This is a genomic window from Haloarchaeobius caseinilyticus (assembly GCF_051207395.1).
In the GTDB taxonomy this organism is placed as follows: Archaea; Halobacteriota; Halobacteria; order Halobacteriales; family Natrialbaceae; genus Haloarchaeobius.
Genome location: NZ_JBPJZC010000003.1, coordinates 761,527 through 775,904 on the forward strand (window position 1 = coordinate 761,527; position 14,378 = coordinate 775,904).

Below are 14,378 nucleotides of genomic sequence, written 5' to 3' on the forward strand. Positions count from 1 at the left end.
GTGAAAGCGGTGTGACTGGTGGGTAAGTTGCTACACAGACGAGTCGGTTATTTCGACCGTGAAATCCCACTGAAACGATGTTCCGTCGATTTGCTGGGGATGTTCAAACCGATACGTTCCGACGGGGAAACACGCGTTCATCGTCCGACTTTCCCTCAGCACGAGTTCGTCGGTCAGTGTCTCCCCGGGAGCTAGCCGTATCGAGGGAATCATCTCCATCGTCCAGCCGTGGTCACTGGCTTGCCTGCCGGGCGAGTCGATGCACTGCGGGGCGTAGTCTCGCGTCGGCGCGTCAGGGACGCTGGTCGAATACAGATAGACACCCGGCGGTCCCGACGATTCGCTCGACCCTTTCGGGTAGGGAAGCCGAACCTCTCGAACGGACTCGGAGAGGTTCGTGACTCGTGCTTCGAGTATCGCCGTTCCGTCTCTCGATATCTCGTCTCTCCCGACACCGAGGTCGTACCGGACCTCGACCGACTCTGGTGTGTCGTCGACAGCCGTGACTGTGACTGTCCGCCGAAACGGTAGGCCACGTTCTGCGTCCTCTTTCCGCCAGCGAATTCCCTCCGAGACGACGACAGGGACGGTGTCGACAGTTTCCGGGAGGCTCACCGTAGTCGGCGCGTCAGCATCGACCCGGACGTGAATCTCCCACGTCCGAAAACCATCGACTACTGGACCGCTCGCGCCGATGGCGACACTCAGAACCGCTGGCTGGTCTGCTGTCGACTCACGGAGCGACTCGGCGGCTTCCTCGGCCAATTCGTGCTGTTCGACCTGCGCTTCCTTCGGATTTCGTTCTTCGGCCGAGTCGTCGCGCTCCATACGCGCCGCTAGTTCAGCAGTGCCGAAAACACGCATCCTTTGCGTGCCATGGAATCGTCGCTACAGTCAGATTCGCCGGTCGATACGCTCCGGCGCGCGCCAGTCCGTCGTCAGTTCGAGGAACTGGACGAGGATGCGCCCGGTCGCGCCCCAGACCGTGAAGCCGTCGACGTGGAAGTAGTGGATGACGATGTCGCCGTAGTGCGGGTGGTCACGCCGGTCGTACTCGTAGTTTATCGGGTCGACCAGCGCCGAGACCGGAAGCACGGCGACTTCCGCCACTTCGCGCTCGTTGCGCTCGTACTCGCGGTCGGGAACGACGCCGACGAACGGCGTGACGGCGTACTCCGTAATCGTGCGGATGTCGTCGAGGCGGCCGACGAGGTCGACTTCGTCGGGGTGCAGGCCGATTTCCTCGTACGCCTCGCGGAGTGCCGTCTCTCGGATGTCCTCGTCGCCGGGTTCGTTGCCCCCGCCGGGGAAACTCATCTGTCCCGGGTGCTTGCCGAGGTGGTCCGCGCGTTTGGTGAACAGCAGGTAGTAGCCGTCCTCGCGCTCGATGACGGGGATGAGCACGCCTGCGTCGTGCTTCTGGTCGTCTATCGGGCGTGGGGTGAACTCGTTCACGCGACCCAGGTCCATCGGTCGTCTGTACGGCTTCATCGTGTAAATTCTTCGCTATCGGTCGTGTGGGTTGCTGTTTCTTCTGTCGTCATTTCTGTTCACCCGGGAATCGACGTTTCTGTTCCTGTCTTCGACGAGCAGACGACGAATCACGACGGTACATGACCGCCACCGCACAGCACCGCCGCCACAACCTCCCCATCCGATTCCGGTCCTCGGCCTTCGGCCTGCGGTCCTCATCCCTCGCGCGACCACATCTCGCGGCCCTCGCTTCGCTCGGACACGCTCGCCAGCGCGCGCCATGCCGGTCGTTCCACTGGTCGTCGTCCTCGAAGAACGCCAGAAAAGTCGCGCCTGGTTCAGAGTCGCGCGTCGATACGCGACCGGACCGCGGTACAGTCGACGGGAGCCCACGCTTCGAGGTCGTAGCTCACGTCGACGAGTTCGTGCATTCGGTCTTCGTTCGCGCCGGCCAGTGCCGCCGAGGCTTCGTCGCCCATGCGCTGGCGGACGAGGGTGCCGAGCGACTGGCGGTCCACGTCGCGGGGGTCGATACCCATGATGTGCGGCAGGTCCTCGGCGTGGTCCGGTTGTTCCGGGAAGGCGCGGGGACCGGCCACGATGAGCGTTCGGTCGTCGTCGCAGTATTCGACGAGATGATAGCTCGCGAGTGCCCCAGAAATCGCCGATTCGACGGTCTCTTCTTCGATATCGTCGCCAGCACGGTAGGCCACTTCGGTGAGCGCCTGTGTCAGTTCGTCGCGCGTCAGGCCACCGAACAGGTCCACCACCCCGGCGAGTTCGTCCTCGCTGACTCGCATGGTGGGTGCCACGGCGTCCCCCCTAAAGATTCATTCGACCGAGACAGACCACGCGACCGGATTGTGTCACTCGGTGACGCGTTCCAGCGCCTCGCTGGCAGCGTCGGCGACCTCGTCGGGCGAGAGCGGTGCGTCGGTCCACGGGGGAAGCCGCGTGTCGGCCGTCGGCGGGCGGACAGACTCGGCGTAGGCGGCCACCTGCTCGCGCTCGCCTGCGGCGTCGAAGTCGAGACCGTTGAACCGCGCGTCGGCGGCGTACTGCCGGACGAGGGCGGTCGCCGCGTCGTGGTACCGGTCGGGGAGCGCCTCGAAGTCGGGTGAGACACCGTGGTCGGCGAGCGTGTTGAACAACGCCTGCCCGACTTCGCCAGCCATGTCCGAGAGGCCGGTCGGCCCCGAAACCGACCGGTGATCGTGTTCGTGTCGCCCGAGGTCGACCTGTGCGGTGCCCGCGAAGCCAGCCTGCGCGAAGGTGTCGGAAAGGAGACCGACTTCGAGGCCGAACGCGCGCTGGGTCCGAACTCGGCGGGCGAGGTCGGCCGTCATTGCGAACTCGCCAGAGAGTGCGTACCGGAACGAGTCGAGGTAGTCCAGAATCGCCGCGTCGTGCGCGTCGTCGAGCGCGCGGACTAGCGGCGCGTAGAACAGCCGGAACAGCCGCCCGTACAGGCGGTCGTTCTCGACGCGGGCGTAGTAGCCCTTCGTGAACGAGAAGTCATCCGCGAGTGGCGCGAGCAGCCGTGGGACGTGTGCGTCAGAGTACGTCTTCGCGTCGGCGTCGTGGACGACGACGTAGTCCGCGCGCTTGGCTGCGAGACCGAGTGCGAGCCACACGTCGCGACCCTTGCCGAAGCCGTTCTCCAGTCCGTGTTCGTGCAGGAGGTCTGAGACCGAATCCGCGGAACACCACAGCAGGTCGATGTCGAGGTCGAACGAGTCCAGCCACGTCCGGAAGTCGGGCACGCACTCGGCCGGGGCGCGGAGTGGGACGATGACCGACGCGGGGTCGACGCGCGCCAACGTCGAGAGCACCTGCTCTGCGGCCAGTCCGGCGTACTCGCGCTCCGTCATCGGGACGACGACGGCCGCTCGTTCCGTCGGCGCGTCCGGCCGCGGGTCAGTCAGGTCGTGGAGCGTGGCGACCCGCTCCTGGACGTACTCCATCGGGCGGGTGTCAGGACCGGAACCTAAAAACGACCCCGACTCGGGCGCGCCTTGCCGAATCGGCGTCGAGTCAGTACTCGCCAGTCGCGGCACCGGTCGGCAACCGGTCGGTCAGATACAGCGCGAACAGACAGAACAGGATGGCGACCAGCACGAGCGCCATCCCGCGATAGACCACGTCGTAGCCGAGTCCCGAGTCGACGAGTGCACCGACCGTGACGCTCCCGGTCGCCTGGAAAATCATCATCGACCCGGAGTAAAGTGCGTACGCCGACGCCCGGTTCTCGTCCGGCAGCGATTCAAGCAGGAACGTGTCCATCGTGGGGAACGTGCTGTGGATGAGGTAGCCAAGCACCAGCGTGACGACGAGGATGGGAACGAAGCCGGACACCGCGGTCAACACGAGCAGACAGGTCGTGAACCCGCCCAGTAGCGCGAGGAGCAGTGGAACGTGGGGTAGCCGGTCTGCGAGGTTCCCCGCGAAGAAGAACGCGGGCACCCCGGCGAGGAAGACCAGCGTGAGCAACGTCCGGCCCTGACTCGCGGCCAGTCCCTTCTCGACCGAGAGGTACCGGACGTAGAGGTTGAACAGTCCGTTCCACACGAAACCAGTCCCACCGAGGATGACGAAGCCGGTCAGGATGATGGGCCACTGCCGGCGGGCCGCGGCGAGCAAGTCACGGTCGGCCTGCCCCGCGCTGGGCATCGTCGACCGGCGCGCGATGAAAAAGAAGCCGACGGTCGTCACTGCGGCGACGGCAGCGATACAGAGCATCACGACGCGCCACGACGCGAACGAGCCGAGTCCCGGCACCTGCCAGGACGACTGGACCAGTAGTAGTCCGACGAACAGTGGTGCCCCGACTGCCGCGAGTTGGCTCGACATCCCGTGCACCCCGATAGCGCGGCCGACTCGATGCGGGAACAACTCGCTCACGAGGGGGTTCGCCGCGATGAAGTACGCTCCACTGGCCAGACCCATACAGAACGCGCCGAGGTACACCTGCGTGAGCGACCCGGCGAAGGCCGTGAGCGTGGTCGAGAGCGTCAGGACGACGCCAGTGCCGAGGACGACGCGATGGCGCGACACGCGAGTCAACAGATAGCCGGTCGGGATACGCGGAAGCGCGCTGCCGACCCAGGCGAGCGTCGCGATGAGGCCGACTGCGCCCTCCGACGTGACGCCGAAGGCCGCACCCAGCGGGTCGAGCAGCGGCGCGAAGACGACCCGCGCGAGGTTGACGAGAAACACCATGGCACAGAGCGACCCGAACAGGCCCAGTCGGCCATCGGTCGGACGCGTCCGGTCGGGAGTCTGTGCCGTCACGAACGCTACTTCCCGTGCGAGGCGTTCAAAGCTTTCGAACCGAAACACAGCCGAGTGCGTGTTCGCACACGACAGGGTACGATAGCAGGGACTTACGCGGAGAGTTGCGGGCGGCCCGACAGATACACGGTCCGACGCGCGATTCGGCGAACCTGTCGGTGAAGCAGTCTGTTCCCTGCGAGTCCCACCCCGGTACTTTTCCCCTCCCCCTTCGTAGCCGCCTCCATGAAATCGGTGCGCAAGGCGTTGCGAGACGGGTCGCTGGAGAAGGACACCTACGAACGACTCACGTGTGCGGAATGTGGGAAGAATCTGAAGACGAAGAACGACCCCGACGAGATCGGGACGGTTCGTGCCTGCCCCGACTGCGGCGGCGAGTGGAAAGAGATTCGCTGACGAGGCTGCGACGAGACGACGAGGCCGCGAGGTGGCGCGGCCGTGGCGGTGGTGGCCGCCTACTCGAACGTCGCGTCGAACGCGTCCGCCCCCATCGGGTCGTACGTCCCGGCAGCGACGTTCTCGTCGACGTGTTCGACGCGGCTCATGCCGACGAGCGAACTCGTCACACCGGGTGCCGAGCGTGCGAAGTTGATGGCTTTCTGGACCGTGCTCTCGCCTTCTAGCCGCGTGGCTACGTCTTCGGGCAACTCCTCGGTGAGGTCGCCCTGGAGAATCGACGCGCTGGTGAACACGTTCAGGCCAGCGTTGTGCGCCAGTTCGAGCGTGCTGACCGTCCCGTCGGCCGACTCCTGCGCGGCGACGGTGAACGCGTCGGCCATGTGGACGTTGAAGGGCAACTGAATCGCGCCGAAGTGCGTCGCCGCGTTGCCGACTTCCTTCGCCGCGGCGCGGGCACGAGCGACGACTTCGGCCAGCGAGAGGTACGAGTCGTGCTCTTTCGGGACGCGGAAGCACTCCCACGTCGCCAGCCCGTACTGCTGGATGTCGCCCATCGCGGCCCGTTTCTCCAGTCGCTCGAAGGTGGCTTCGAGTTGGTCGTACACGGCTTCGCGCGACTTTTCTACGAGTTGCGTTTCCGGGTTGTGGACGTAGTACAGGTCGATGGAATCGAGGTCGAGGTTGTCGAGCGACCGGTCTAACTGGTCTTCGATGTACCCCGGCGCGATGCAGTGGCTCCCGCGCACGAGGTCGTCGGGGTCGACGATGCCCGAATCGACGTACTCGGTCTGGACGAACTGTCCGGGGTTCTCCGGGCGCGAGCCGTCGAACGGGACGAACCCGCCCTTGGTCGAGATGAGCACCGCTTCGCGGGCCACGTCGGCGTCGCGGAACGCCTCGCCGACGACGCGCTCCGAGCGCTGGCAGCGGTAGTTGATGGCCGTGTCGACGACGTTCACGCCCGACGAAAGCGCCCGGACGATGGCGTCGTGGTAGTTCGCGTCCACCTCGTCGGTCGGGTCGCCGAGGTAGGTCCCCACGCCGATGCTCGACACCAGCCCGTCGGCGAAGCGCCGGAAGTAGGTCCGGCCGAACGACTCGTGGTACGCGTCGCGGTACTCCCACGTCGCTGTACTCGTCACCATGCGAGCGCGTTGGCGCGTCTCGAAGAAAAGGGGTCCGTTACCGACACGGAATTACGGAGTTCGAGGTGGTGTAGAAAGTGGTTCGACTGTTGCCTCACAACCGGTCTGGCGCGCGCCGAGTTGCGTGCCGAAGGCCGCAACGCAAAGTCGCGCGAGGGATGAGCACCGAAACCGAGCGAGCGAAGCGAGTGAGGTGAGGAGCGGAATCGGATGGGGAGGGTGTGGCTGCGGTCATGTTCCATCGGCGATAGTGAACTGCTTCGTGGAACGATGGTCAGTACTCACGAGACCGAACACACCGCTACCGGAAACGACGACGCAAAATCGACACAAGCAAACTGAGACCGATTACTGTCTTCCTTCTGCAAGCGCGTCGAACAGGAACTGCTTGAACTCTTCCCGAGAGACGCCATCCGACGGCCCGATGCCCTCCATGTGGTCTTTCGAGAGTTGCCCGCCGCCCATCCGGGCGTGGCCGCCGGCTTCGGCCATCGGGATGTCGGCGACCACCGCCCGCAATGCCTCACCCATGTGGATACGGTCGTCGCGGGCGCGACCGGAGAGGTGGATGGTTCCCTCTTTCTCGCCGAAGACGACGACGGCCGAGACGCCTTCGAGGTGCATCAACTCGTCCGCAGCCTGTGGAATCGCGTCGACGTTCGAGACCGCACCGAGGTCACAGACGGCGAAGGGGCTCTCCACGTCGCACTCGTAGATGGCCTTCGCCTTCGTCTGGAGCACTTCGGCTGGGACCTGCGGGTTGGCGATTCGGTCGAGCAAGTCCTCGTTCACGGCCGGGTAGAGGTAGCTGCTCGCCTCGAACTCGGCGGCGGAACAGCCCTTCGTGAGGTGGTTGGTGTCGGACTGGATACCGAACACCATCCCAGTCGCCGTGCGAGAGGGCAGGACGACCGAGTCGTCACCGCCGTTGCCGTTCCCGAGCGCCGCATCGAGGTCGTCGAAGTACTCGGCGAGGATGGTCGAACAGGCCCCGAACTCGGTGCGGATGTCAGTATACTCGAAGCCGGTGCCGTTTCCGGGGTGGTGGTCGACGACAGCGTAGGGTTCGATACCCTGCGCGCCCTGGAAGCCCCGCGCCGTGTTGTGGTCGACGAGGATGACGTCGTCGGCGACGAGGTCCGCCGCGCTCTCGACGTGGACGAGGTCGAGTTCGAGGACCGTGCGGAACGCGCGGTTCTCCTGATGGCGAATCTCGCCGGGAAACTGGAGCGTCGCGTCGACGCCAGCGTGTTCACAGAGTCGGGCGACGGCCATCCCGCAGGCCATCGCGTCCGGATCGGGGTTCGGGTGCAACAGCACCGAAACCTCGTCGGTCTTCTTCAATGAACGGACGAACTTCGCACCGGCCGGTCGGCGCAGGTAGCCGAGTGCGAGTTTCAGTCCGAGGCCGACCACGACGAGTCCGACGACGACTGCGGCGAGCAACTGGGGGTCGCTCGCCGCCGTTTCCACCACGTCGTCGGGCTGAAGTTGGTCGACTGACAGCGTGCCAGCCAGCCACATATCCACTTCGTCACGGTGGACTGGTAAGAAGGTTCCCCAAGTCTCTCAGGCCTGTAGCCGCTGATACAGGTCGACAGACTGTCGCTGACGAGACTGGTTCAGGCCTGTCGCTGCCGATACATGTCGACTGCAGCCCGGTAGCCCTCTCGGTAGGTCGGGAACGCGAACTCGTAGCCGAGTCCACGGATTTTTGCGTTGGAACACCGCTTGGAGGTCCGTAGGCGGCGCTCGGCCGGCTCGGAGAGGTCGCCCGCCGCGAGTCGGTCTTCGATAGTCTGTTTCGGCGGTTCCGGTTCACCGCACTGCTCGGCCAGCCAGTCCGCGAACTCCCACTTCGAGACGGGTTCGTCGTCGACGACGAGGACGGCCTCGCCACGGGCGAGGTCTGTTTCGAGCAGGTAGCGGACGGCTCCGGCGGCGTCGTCCCGATGGACCATGTTCAGGTAGCCCTCCGTGACTGGCCCCTCGACGTATCGCTCCAGCCGGTAGCGGTCGGGGCCGTACAGTCCGGCGTAGCGAGCGACTGTCCCGTCGATGCCGTAGATGTCGCCGGCTCCGAGCGCGACTGCTTCGGCTTCGGCCAGTACCTCGGTCTTCGGCGTGCTTGGCGTGAGCGGCGTAGTTTCGTCCACCCAGTCGCCGCCGTGGTCGCCGTGGACGCCCGTGCTGGAGGTGTAGACGAGTCTGTCGGGCGAGTCGTCACGCTCGGCGAAGTGCGCGAGCACCGTGTCGAGTCCGTCGACGTACACCCGTCGGGCGGCGTCGGCCCCGCGGCCGCCGCTACTGGCGGCGTAGACGAGCACGTCAGCGTCTGGCACGTCGGCGAGGCTGTCGGGGGCGAGCAAGTCGGCCTGTACTGCCGTGAACCCGGCGTCCTCGATGGCGGCACAGCCCTCGTCGGAGCGTCTGACCCCGACCACGTCGTGTCCCGAATCGGTTAGCTGGCGACCGAGTTCGATGCCGACGTAGCCACAGCCGAGTATCGCAACGCGCATGGCCGTGGCTTCGGGAGTGGGCGGGAAATCGCTACCGCTGTCGGTGTGTCTTTGCCGAAAGCGCGGAGAAACGTGGCAGTCCTACGGCTGGCGGCTGGCGATGACGTGCTGGATGTGGACGAATTCGTGGAACGTCATCGGCGCACGGCGCTCTATCTTCTGCTGGACTTCGGTCGGGTCTAAGTCGAGGCCGTCGTCGAGGTCGGTGGCGACCGCTTCGATGTCCATGACGCCGGTCGTCATCCCGAGCAGGAGGTGTTCACACGCCATTTCGACGACGGTGTCGGCGTCAGCGACGCCCTCGGCCAGCGCCTGCACCGCGGCGGCGTCCTGCAGCGAGAGTCCCGCAGGGACCTCGCCGCCGGCGAGCGTCTCGACCGTCTCCGTGTCGAGGTCCGTCGCGTCGACGACCGCGTCCACTCCCTGCGACTCGACGACCGCCGCGAGGTCGTCGGCGTACTCGGCTTCGAGGTCGGCTGGCGACAGCCCCGACACGTCCATCCGCTGCTCGTGGAACATAGCGCGGGCTTAGACCGGGCGATACAAGGGCTTGCTGCATCCGGTCGCGTCGGAGGCGTCGGAGGCGTCGGAGGCGTCTGTCCCTCGCGGCGGCCACACCGTCGGCGGCGGACAGCCCCAGCCGGCGGATGTCTCGTCCATGGTTCCATCCACATCGCCGACGCCGGTTCGACCGGGCGGGACGACGACGAGCACTCCGACAGAATTCTCGAAACTGACGCGGTCCGAATAGCCGACTCGCTCCGCGGCCCCGTCGCCGTCGGCGTCGAACCGGACCGCCTCGCCGTCACGCGAGTAGACGAACTCGCCGCCGGGTGCCGCCGGGGTTCCGCGGTCGGCACGGACGGTGAATCGGGCGTAGGTCCCGCGAACCTCGACGACCCAGACGTTCGCCGTGGCGACCCACGAGTAGTATGGGAGGACCGGGACCCCGGCGAACATCGTCCGCATCGATTCGTTGTCGAAACGGGTCTGGCGTGCGGTCCGGTCTGTTTCGGCGAGGAGCGTCGTCCCGGCGGCAGCGACGACGTTCTGTTGTTGCTCTCGGAGGAAGGGCATCGAATCGGCCAGCACGTCCTCGTCGACGCGGGCAGCCTCGATTCGGCGGGCGTCCCGGAGCGACGATTCCACGCGGAGTCCGGCCGCATCTCGCTCCCACTGGGTGTCGAGCGCGTCGCTCCGGGCGACCGCCGCCGCGGCGATGGGGTCGACTGCCGACCCGTTCACGACCGCCCGTGCCCGGTGGCTCGTCGTCGGCCACTGTGCGAGTCCGGCCGCGACCGCGGCGTCGGCCTCGTCGCGGGTGAGGGCCGTCTCCGCGGCGAAGTCAGCCGCGACCCGCGCCGAAATCGCGTCGAGACAGTCGCCGACGGCCCGTTCGAGCCGGTCGCGCTGCTGGCGAGCGCTCACGGTCGCGAGTTCCCGGCTCACGGCCTCCATGGCGAACAGGCTCGGGACCGCGACCGACAGGGCCGCCGAGTCTGGAGACGCGTCCTCGTTCGCGCTGCTCGTGACCGCGTCTGCGGCCTGGCCGTAGGGAACCGTGAAGACGTTCAGGTTCCGCGTCGACAGCGGGTGGTAGCCCGGTGTCCGAATCGACGACGCCTGCTCGGTCGAAATCTCGTTCAGCACGAGGTACGAGGGCACCGCATCGACCCGGAGTTCGACTGGACCCGCAGGGCCGCCGTGGCCGAACTCGCGTGTTTCGGGTCGGTCGACTCGCTGTCTCGCAGCCATCGTCTCGCCCAGACCGTCGAGCGACAGGCCAACCGCCGAGAGGGCGTCACCGAGACCGGCTCGGCCGCGCTGGGTCCCCTCGGCCCGTGCCGCGAGCGTCTGGTCGAGGTGGTCGAGGTAGGCCGCTCGGACCGCGACTCGGGCCCGGTCTACGAGGCCGTCGTACCGGGCCGGCGCGTCGACCAGTGCTGAGCGTCGGTCTCGGACTCGGTCACGGAGTTCCGCCGCGGGGGTCGCACTGGTGACGAGGTCGCCGCGGGCGGTTTCGACCGACACGTTTCGGGTCGTCTCACGGAGCGTAGAGAGACCGTCGTAGACGACCGACTCGGCACCCGGTGGCGGCGTGGCGTACAGCCGGGTTCGCTGCTCGTCGAGCGTGCCCAGCACCGCGCGCCGGGCCAGTTCGTCGTGACTGCCGCGGTCGTCGAAGCGGGCGAGTGCTCGCTGGCGGATTTCGACCAGCGAGCCGTCTGCAGCCCGCTCGAACGCGTCCTCGATGGGTCGACTGGGACCGGGAACTGCGGGCGCTGGCTCTGCCAACACGGCGAGGCCGACTCGGTAGCGGCCGGTCGCGCTGGAAGTCGTCTTCCGGGAGTCGTTCCAGCGAACCCACCGGCTGGTTCGCGTCGTCGTGACGAGGACCACCCGCGTCGACGAGTCGAGTCGGTGCTCGCGACGACCGCCCCGGGGTACGGTTGCGTCCCCGCCCACGGCGCGGAAGTCACGGTCGGTCCGCGTCCCGAGCCGCTGCCAGCCCGGCCCATCGGGAGCCGACGGGAGGTCCGGCATCGAAGCCTGCCCGCGAACGGTCGCGGCGACCCGAACGTCTGCACTGTACGTCTCGCGGAGGACTTCGTCGATGGTCCAGCTGCCCTCGCCGTCGAGGAGCGCGGCGTAGGCGTCGCTGGCCGACTCGTTCACACCGATGGTGAGCGGGTCTTCGGGCGTGACACCCGCCGTGCCCGGTGCTGGTACCTCGGTTGCCGCGTTCGCCATCGTCCCGTCGGGGTCGCCGAGGACGAGGTCGACCCACGTCGACGGCGAGATGCCGGGCGTGCTCACTGGGGCACGCCCCACGAGTTCGCCAGCGAGTAACTGGAGGCGGGCCGCACCGAGCGCGCGCTTCCCCGCGTCGTCGGCCCGACCGAAATCACCCTGTTGCGTGGCGAGGACGGCTTCGTTCGCCGACAGCGAGACGTATTCGGGCGAGACGACGTTCTCGACGGTCTGGTTCGCGTTCGGCGCTGCCCCGGCGTACTGGACGTAGCCCCGAGCCCACGCCCACGCGTACAGCCGGGCCGCGAACTGTCGGCCGAAGCCACGGCCTTCGGTCGGCCCGCGGTTCAGTCGCGTCTCGAACGACGAGACGCGGTCGTGAACGAGCAGGACTGGGGTCGCCGCAGTGAACGAGACGGACCGGGTTTCGCGGGCGACGACCTGCCCCTCGTGGCGAACCGAGACGGTCACGTCGTCGATGCGGACCGCGAGCGAACCGTTACCGGTCCGCGAGAGGTGGACACGCTGCTTCGCCCGCCGGAGTGTGAAGGCCGCGCGGTTCGGCTCGACCGGTGGCAGGCTCGCGGTTACGCGAGCGTCGCCGACCCGAACGTCGACATCGGCGAGTGCAGTACTGGCCTGCCGGTACACGCGGAGTCTGAGGGCGTCGCGGAACGGTGTTGACTCGTTCAACACCCGGCCAACAGACGTGTTCGCGGGCGAGAGGACAGGATTCGTGCCAGCGTTGCTGGCCGCGGTGTCGACTGCACCGCGGAGTGCGGAGACGATGGCGCTGCCGGCGCGTTCGACCGCGAGGTCCGCGTCGGGTGTCGCGCCGCCCGGTTCCCGCGTCGAGAGGGTAGTGGCGAGTGCCGCACTGCTCACGAGCAGGAAGACGCCGACGAGTGCGAACGGGACGCGTGCCCGGTCGTCGTCCGCGAGTCCCACGGTGTCTCGCGACCTCACGCCGACCACGTCCTGACGACGACGAGGACGGTTCCGACGCGGCGGTCCACGGCAGCGCGAGCAGTACGGGGCGAGTCGAATCGGTCGCGCAGAGTTGGTGCGAGACGTGGAGCGAGTCCACGAGCGAGTCGCTGATTCGCGCGGGCCGCGTCAGCCTCGGCGACCGTCCCGGCGAGGTCGACGCCGAGCAGGCCCGCTACCCGGCGATAGCGATAGGTCGTCAGTCGGTCCGTCGGATAGTCGCCGAGTAAGGCAAGGTGAGACTGCTGCGGTGGGTACAGGACCCGGAGCGTGTCGGCTGCAGTCTCCGCGGCGAGTGTGTCGAACGAGTGGCTGGCGTCGCCTGTGCCGACCCGACGACTGTCGCCGACACGAACGCGGACGACCGCGGTGGAGACGGCTGCTCGGGGCGGCGGGTCAGCACCGACCGTGATCTGCCCACGAACGCTGTCGCCGGGCGTCGGTCGCCACAGCGAGACGACCTGCCAGTCCTGGCTAATGGGGTCGAGTCTGACTCTTGTCGCGTTCGACACCGCCACCTCGAAGTCGTCGCTTGCGTGTGAGATAGGCGTTCCAGCAATCGTCGCGTTGGCGACCGCGGCTCGGGCGAGCAACTGTGCGACTGACCCGTGTGCTGTCCGGTCGAACGCCGTTCCAGCAGTCTGTGGGAACGGGACGAGCGACTGGTCGGCGCGTCGTGCGCCCGGCGCGAGCGAGTAGTTCGCCGTCGCAGTCGTCCCCGTCAGCAGGGTCGCCGCGTGGTCGGCAGCGGTCGTATCGACCGGTTCTGTGGGGCCGCCAACGCCGACGAGCACGACCACGCTCGCGGAGACGAGTAACAGACAGAGCGCCACGTCGACGACGGTGCTGACGCCGCGGTCGGATTGCGCGCGTCGCCTCGTCACGTCCACACCTCCACCCGTAGCGTCCCGCTCACGACGACGCCCGGTGCGAGGCGAACGCTGACCGGCCGGACTGCCGTGGCGACAGCTTCCGGCGATGCTGGCCCGGCACGCCAGTGCTCACTGTCAGCTGTCAGTCGCACCGCGACGTGATAACCCGCCGGCCCGACCGTCGCCGCCTGCGAGAGTCGGTCAGGGTCGACGACGCCGTCCTGCGCGACTGTCGCGTAGGCTCTGCCGAGCGTCGACTCGGCGACTTGCGTGTCGTCGTCGCCGGGCGAAAACGACTGGAGCGTGCTGGTGAGCGTTCCCGCATACAGTGTCAGGCCGAGACAGACCGCGAGGACGGCGGCGAGCGCAGCCGTCGGCTCGGTCTGTGCCCTACACGACGACGAGCGTGACACGGACACCCTCCCAGTGGACCTGTCTCACGACGATTCTCCCGTCGACCGGTCGCCAGCGTGGGTCCTCGCCGACGCTGGCGATGCGACGGTCCGCCGCCCGCTGGAACGCGGCGGGTGAGTCGAACACCTGCCGTGGGTGCGCTCCCGTGGCGACCCGGGCCAGCGGCCCGCCGTCGCCGACCGGGACGACCGGCGCGAAGGCGAAGCGTGCGTGGGCCGTGCCGCCGTCGTTGCGCAGGCCGAGTCGGTGCGGCCCGAGTCTCGCCGCGTCGGCGTCGACTGGGTGCTCGGCGGTACTCGGGTAGGTCGCACCGGCCACGGCGTCGACCGTGGCAGCGACCCCAGTCGCGTCGGGTGGAGCGGTCGTCGGTAACTCTACCGCGACCCCGGCGACGACCAGCCCCACGGCGGCCACCCCGAGCCAGCAGTACCACGCGTCCATCGGAACGTCGAACATGCCGACGGTGGCCGCGTCCTCGTACTTGAATCCGGAGACAGCAAGAAGAACGACGGGAAACGCGAGCCGCG

Annotated in this window: 14 protein-coding genes; 1 reads left to right on the forward strand and 13 read right to left on the reverse strand. The window is 67.4% G+C overall.

Annotation, left to right across the window (positions count from 1 at the left end; translation table 11 throughout):
* Nucleotides 1-30: 30 nt before the first annotated feature.
* From ACSC1P_RS16450 to ACSC1P_RS16470, 5 genes are all read right to left on the reverse strand, one after another.
* Nucleotides 31-828 (reverse strand): hypothetical protein, encoded by a 798-nt coding sequence (locus ACSC1P_RS16450; RefSeq protein WP_435361282.1) that lies wholly within the window; start codon nt 826-828, stop codon nt 31-33.
* A gap of 66 nt (nt 829-894) precedes the next feature.
* Complete coding sequence (locus tag ACSC1P_RS16455; RefSeq protein ID WP_435361283.1) at nt 895-1,470, reverse strand: NUDIX hydrolase; 576 nt, start codon at nt 1,468-1,470, stop codon at nt 895-897.
* A gap of 341 nt (nt 1,471-1,811) precedes the next feature.
* Nucleotides 1,812-2,273 carry a DUF7109 family protein gene (locus ACSC1P_RS16460; protein ID WP_435361284.1) on the reverse strand — a complete coding sequence of 154 codons (462 nt, stop codon included), beginning with the start codon at nt 2,271-2,273 and terminating at the stop codon, nt 1,812-1,814.
* 66 nt (nt 2,274-2,339) lie between these two features.
* Nucleotides 2,340-3,437 carry a glycosyltransferase family protein gene (locus ACSC1P_RS16465; RefSeq protein ID WP_435361285.1) on the reverse strand — a complete coding sequence of 366 codons (1,098 nt, stop codon included), beginning with the start codon at nt 3,435-3,437 and terminating at the stop codon, nt 2,340-2,342.
* A gap of 70 nt (nt 3,438-3,507) precedes the next feature.
* Complete coding sequence (locus ACSC1P_RS16470) at nt 3,508-4,692, reverse strand: MFS transporter (RefSeq protein WP_435361523.1); 1,185 nt, start codon at nt 4,690-4,692, stop codon at nt 3,508-3,510.
* 297 nt (nt 4,693-4,989) lie between these two features.
* Between ACSC1P_RS16470 and ACSC1P_RS16475 the strand changes: the two genes are divergently transcribed.
* Nucleotides 4,990-5,160 carry an HVO_0758 family zinc finger protein gene (locus ACSC1P_RS16475; RefSeq protein WP_435361286.1) on the forward strand — a complete coding sequence of 57 codons (171 nt, stop codon included), beginning with the start codon at nt 4,990-4,992 and terminating at the stop codon, nt 5,158-5,160.
* Nucleotides 5,161-5,219: 59 nt separating this feature from the next.
* On the opposite strand, the gene ACSC1P_RS16480 is transcribed toward ACSC1P_RS16475, so the two are convergent.
* From ACSC1P_RS16480 to ACSC1P_RS16515, 8 genes are all read right to left on the reverse strand, one after another.
* A complete protein-coding gene (locus tag ACSC1P_RS16480; RefSeq protein WP_435361287.1) occupies nt 5,220-6,308 on the reverse strand; it encodes an aldo/keto reductase in 1,089 nt (362 codons plus the stop codon).
* 348 nt (nt 6,309-6,656) lie between these two features.
* Entirely contained in the window at nt 6,657-7,832 is a 1,176-nt protein-coding gene (locus ACSC1P_RS16485; protein ID WP_435361288.1) for a DHH family phosphoesterase, read from the reverse strand.
* Between the two features lie 98 nt (nt 7,833-7,930).
* Nucleotides 7,931-8,827 (reverse strand): SDR family oxidoreductase, encoded by an 897-nt coding sequence (locus ACSC1P_RS16490; protein ID WP_435361289.1) that lies wholly within the window; start codon nt 8,825-8,827, stop codon nt 7,931-7,933.
* Nucleotides 8,828-8,908: 81 nt separating this feature from the next.
* On the reverse strand, nt 8,909-9,346 hold the full coding sequence (locus tag ACSC1P_RS16495; protein ID WP_435361290.1) for a DUF5791 family protein: 438 nt from the start codon (nt 9,344-9,346) through the stop codon (nt 8,909-8,911).
* Nucleotides 9,347-9,355: 9 nt separating this feature from the next.
* A complete protein-coding gene (locus tag ACSC1P_RS16500) occupies nt 9,356-12,544 on the reverse strand; it encodes a DUF7286 family protein (RefSeq protein ID WP_435361291.1) in 3,189 nt (1,062 codons plus the stop codon).
* Entirely contained in the window at nt 12,541-13,449 is a 909-nt protein-coding gene (locus ACSC1P_RS16505) for a DUF7284 family protein (RefSeq protein ID WP_435361292.1), read from the reverse strand. Before ACSC1P_RS16505 ends, ACSC1P_RS16500 begins: the two co-directional genes overlap by 4 nt.
* Nucleotides 13,446-13,850, reverse strand: a complete 405-nt coding sequence (locus ACSC1P_RS16510) for a DUF7285 family protein (protein WP_435361293.1) — start codon at nt 13,848-13,850, stop codon at nt 13,446-13,448. The genes ACSC1P_RS16505 and ACSC1P_RS16510 overlap by 4 nt, the downstream gene beginning before the upstream one ends.
* Nucleotides 13,828-14,307 (reverse strand): DUF7283 family protein, encoded by a 480-nt coding sequence (locus tag ACSC1P_RS16515; RefSeq protein WP_435361294.1) that lies wholly within the window; start codon nt 14,305-14,307, stop codon nt 13,828-13,830. Before ACSC1P_RS16515 ends, ACSC1P_RS16510 begins: the two co-directional genes overlap by 23 nt.
* Nucleotides 14,308-14,378 lie beyond the last annotated feature (71 nt).

What these genes read in the sequence shown, in the direction of transcription:
- ACSC1P_RS16450 (WP_435361282.1), bottom strand. Translation starts at nt 828, where the DNA reads ATGGAGCGCGACGACTCGGCCGAAGAACGAAATCCGAAGGAAGCGCAG.
- ACSC1P_RS16495 (WP_435361290.1), bottom strand. Translation starts at nt 9,346, where the DNA reads ATGTTCCACGAGCAGCGGATGGACGTGTCGGGGCTGTCGCCAGCCGAC.
- ACSC1P_RS16515 (WP_435361294.1), bottom strand. Translation starts at nt 14,307, where the DNA reads ATGTTCGACGTTCCGATGGACGCGTGGTACTGCTGGCTCGGGGTGGCC.
- ACSC1P_RS16470 (WP_435361523.1), bottom strand. Translation starts at nt 4,692, where the DNA reads ATGGTGTTTCTCGTCAACCTCGCGCGGGTCGTCTTCGCGCCGCTGCTC.
- ACSC1P_RS16465 (WP_435361285.1), bottom strand. Translation starts at nt 3,437, where the DNA reads ATGGAGTACGTCCAGGAGCGGGTCGCCACGCTCCACGACCTGACTGAC.
- ACSC1P_RS16460 (WP_435361284.1), bottom strand. Translation starts at nt 2,273, where the DNA reads ATGCGAGTCAGCGAGGACGAACTCGCCGGGGTGGTGGACCTGTTCGGT.
- ACSC1P_RS16455 (WP_435361283.1), bottom strand. Translation starts at nt 1,470, where the DNA reads ATGGACCTGGGTCGCGTGAACGAGTTCACCCCACGCCCGATAGACGAC.
- ACSC1P_RS16480 (WP_435361287.1), bottom strand. Translation starts at nt 6,308, where the DNA reads ATGGTGACGAGTACAGCGACGTGGGAGTACCGCGACGCGTACCACGAG.
- ACSC1P_RS16485 (WP_435361288.1), bottom strand. Translation starts at nt 7,832, where the DNA reads ATGTGGCTGGCTGGCACGCTGTCAGTCGACCAACTTCAGCCCGACGAC.
- ACSC1P_RS16490 (WP_435361289.1), bottom strand. Translation starts at nt 8,827, where the DNA reads ATGCGCGTTGCGATACTCGGCTGTGGCTACGTCGGCATCGAACTCGGT.
- ACSC1P_RS16475 (WP_435361286.1), top strand. Translation starts at nt 4,990, where the DNA reads ATGAAATCGGTGCGCAAGGCGTTGCGAGACGGGTCGCTGGAGAAGGAC.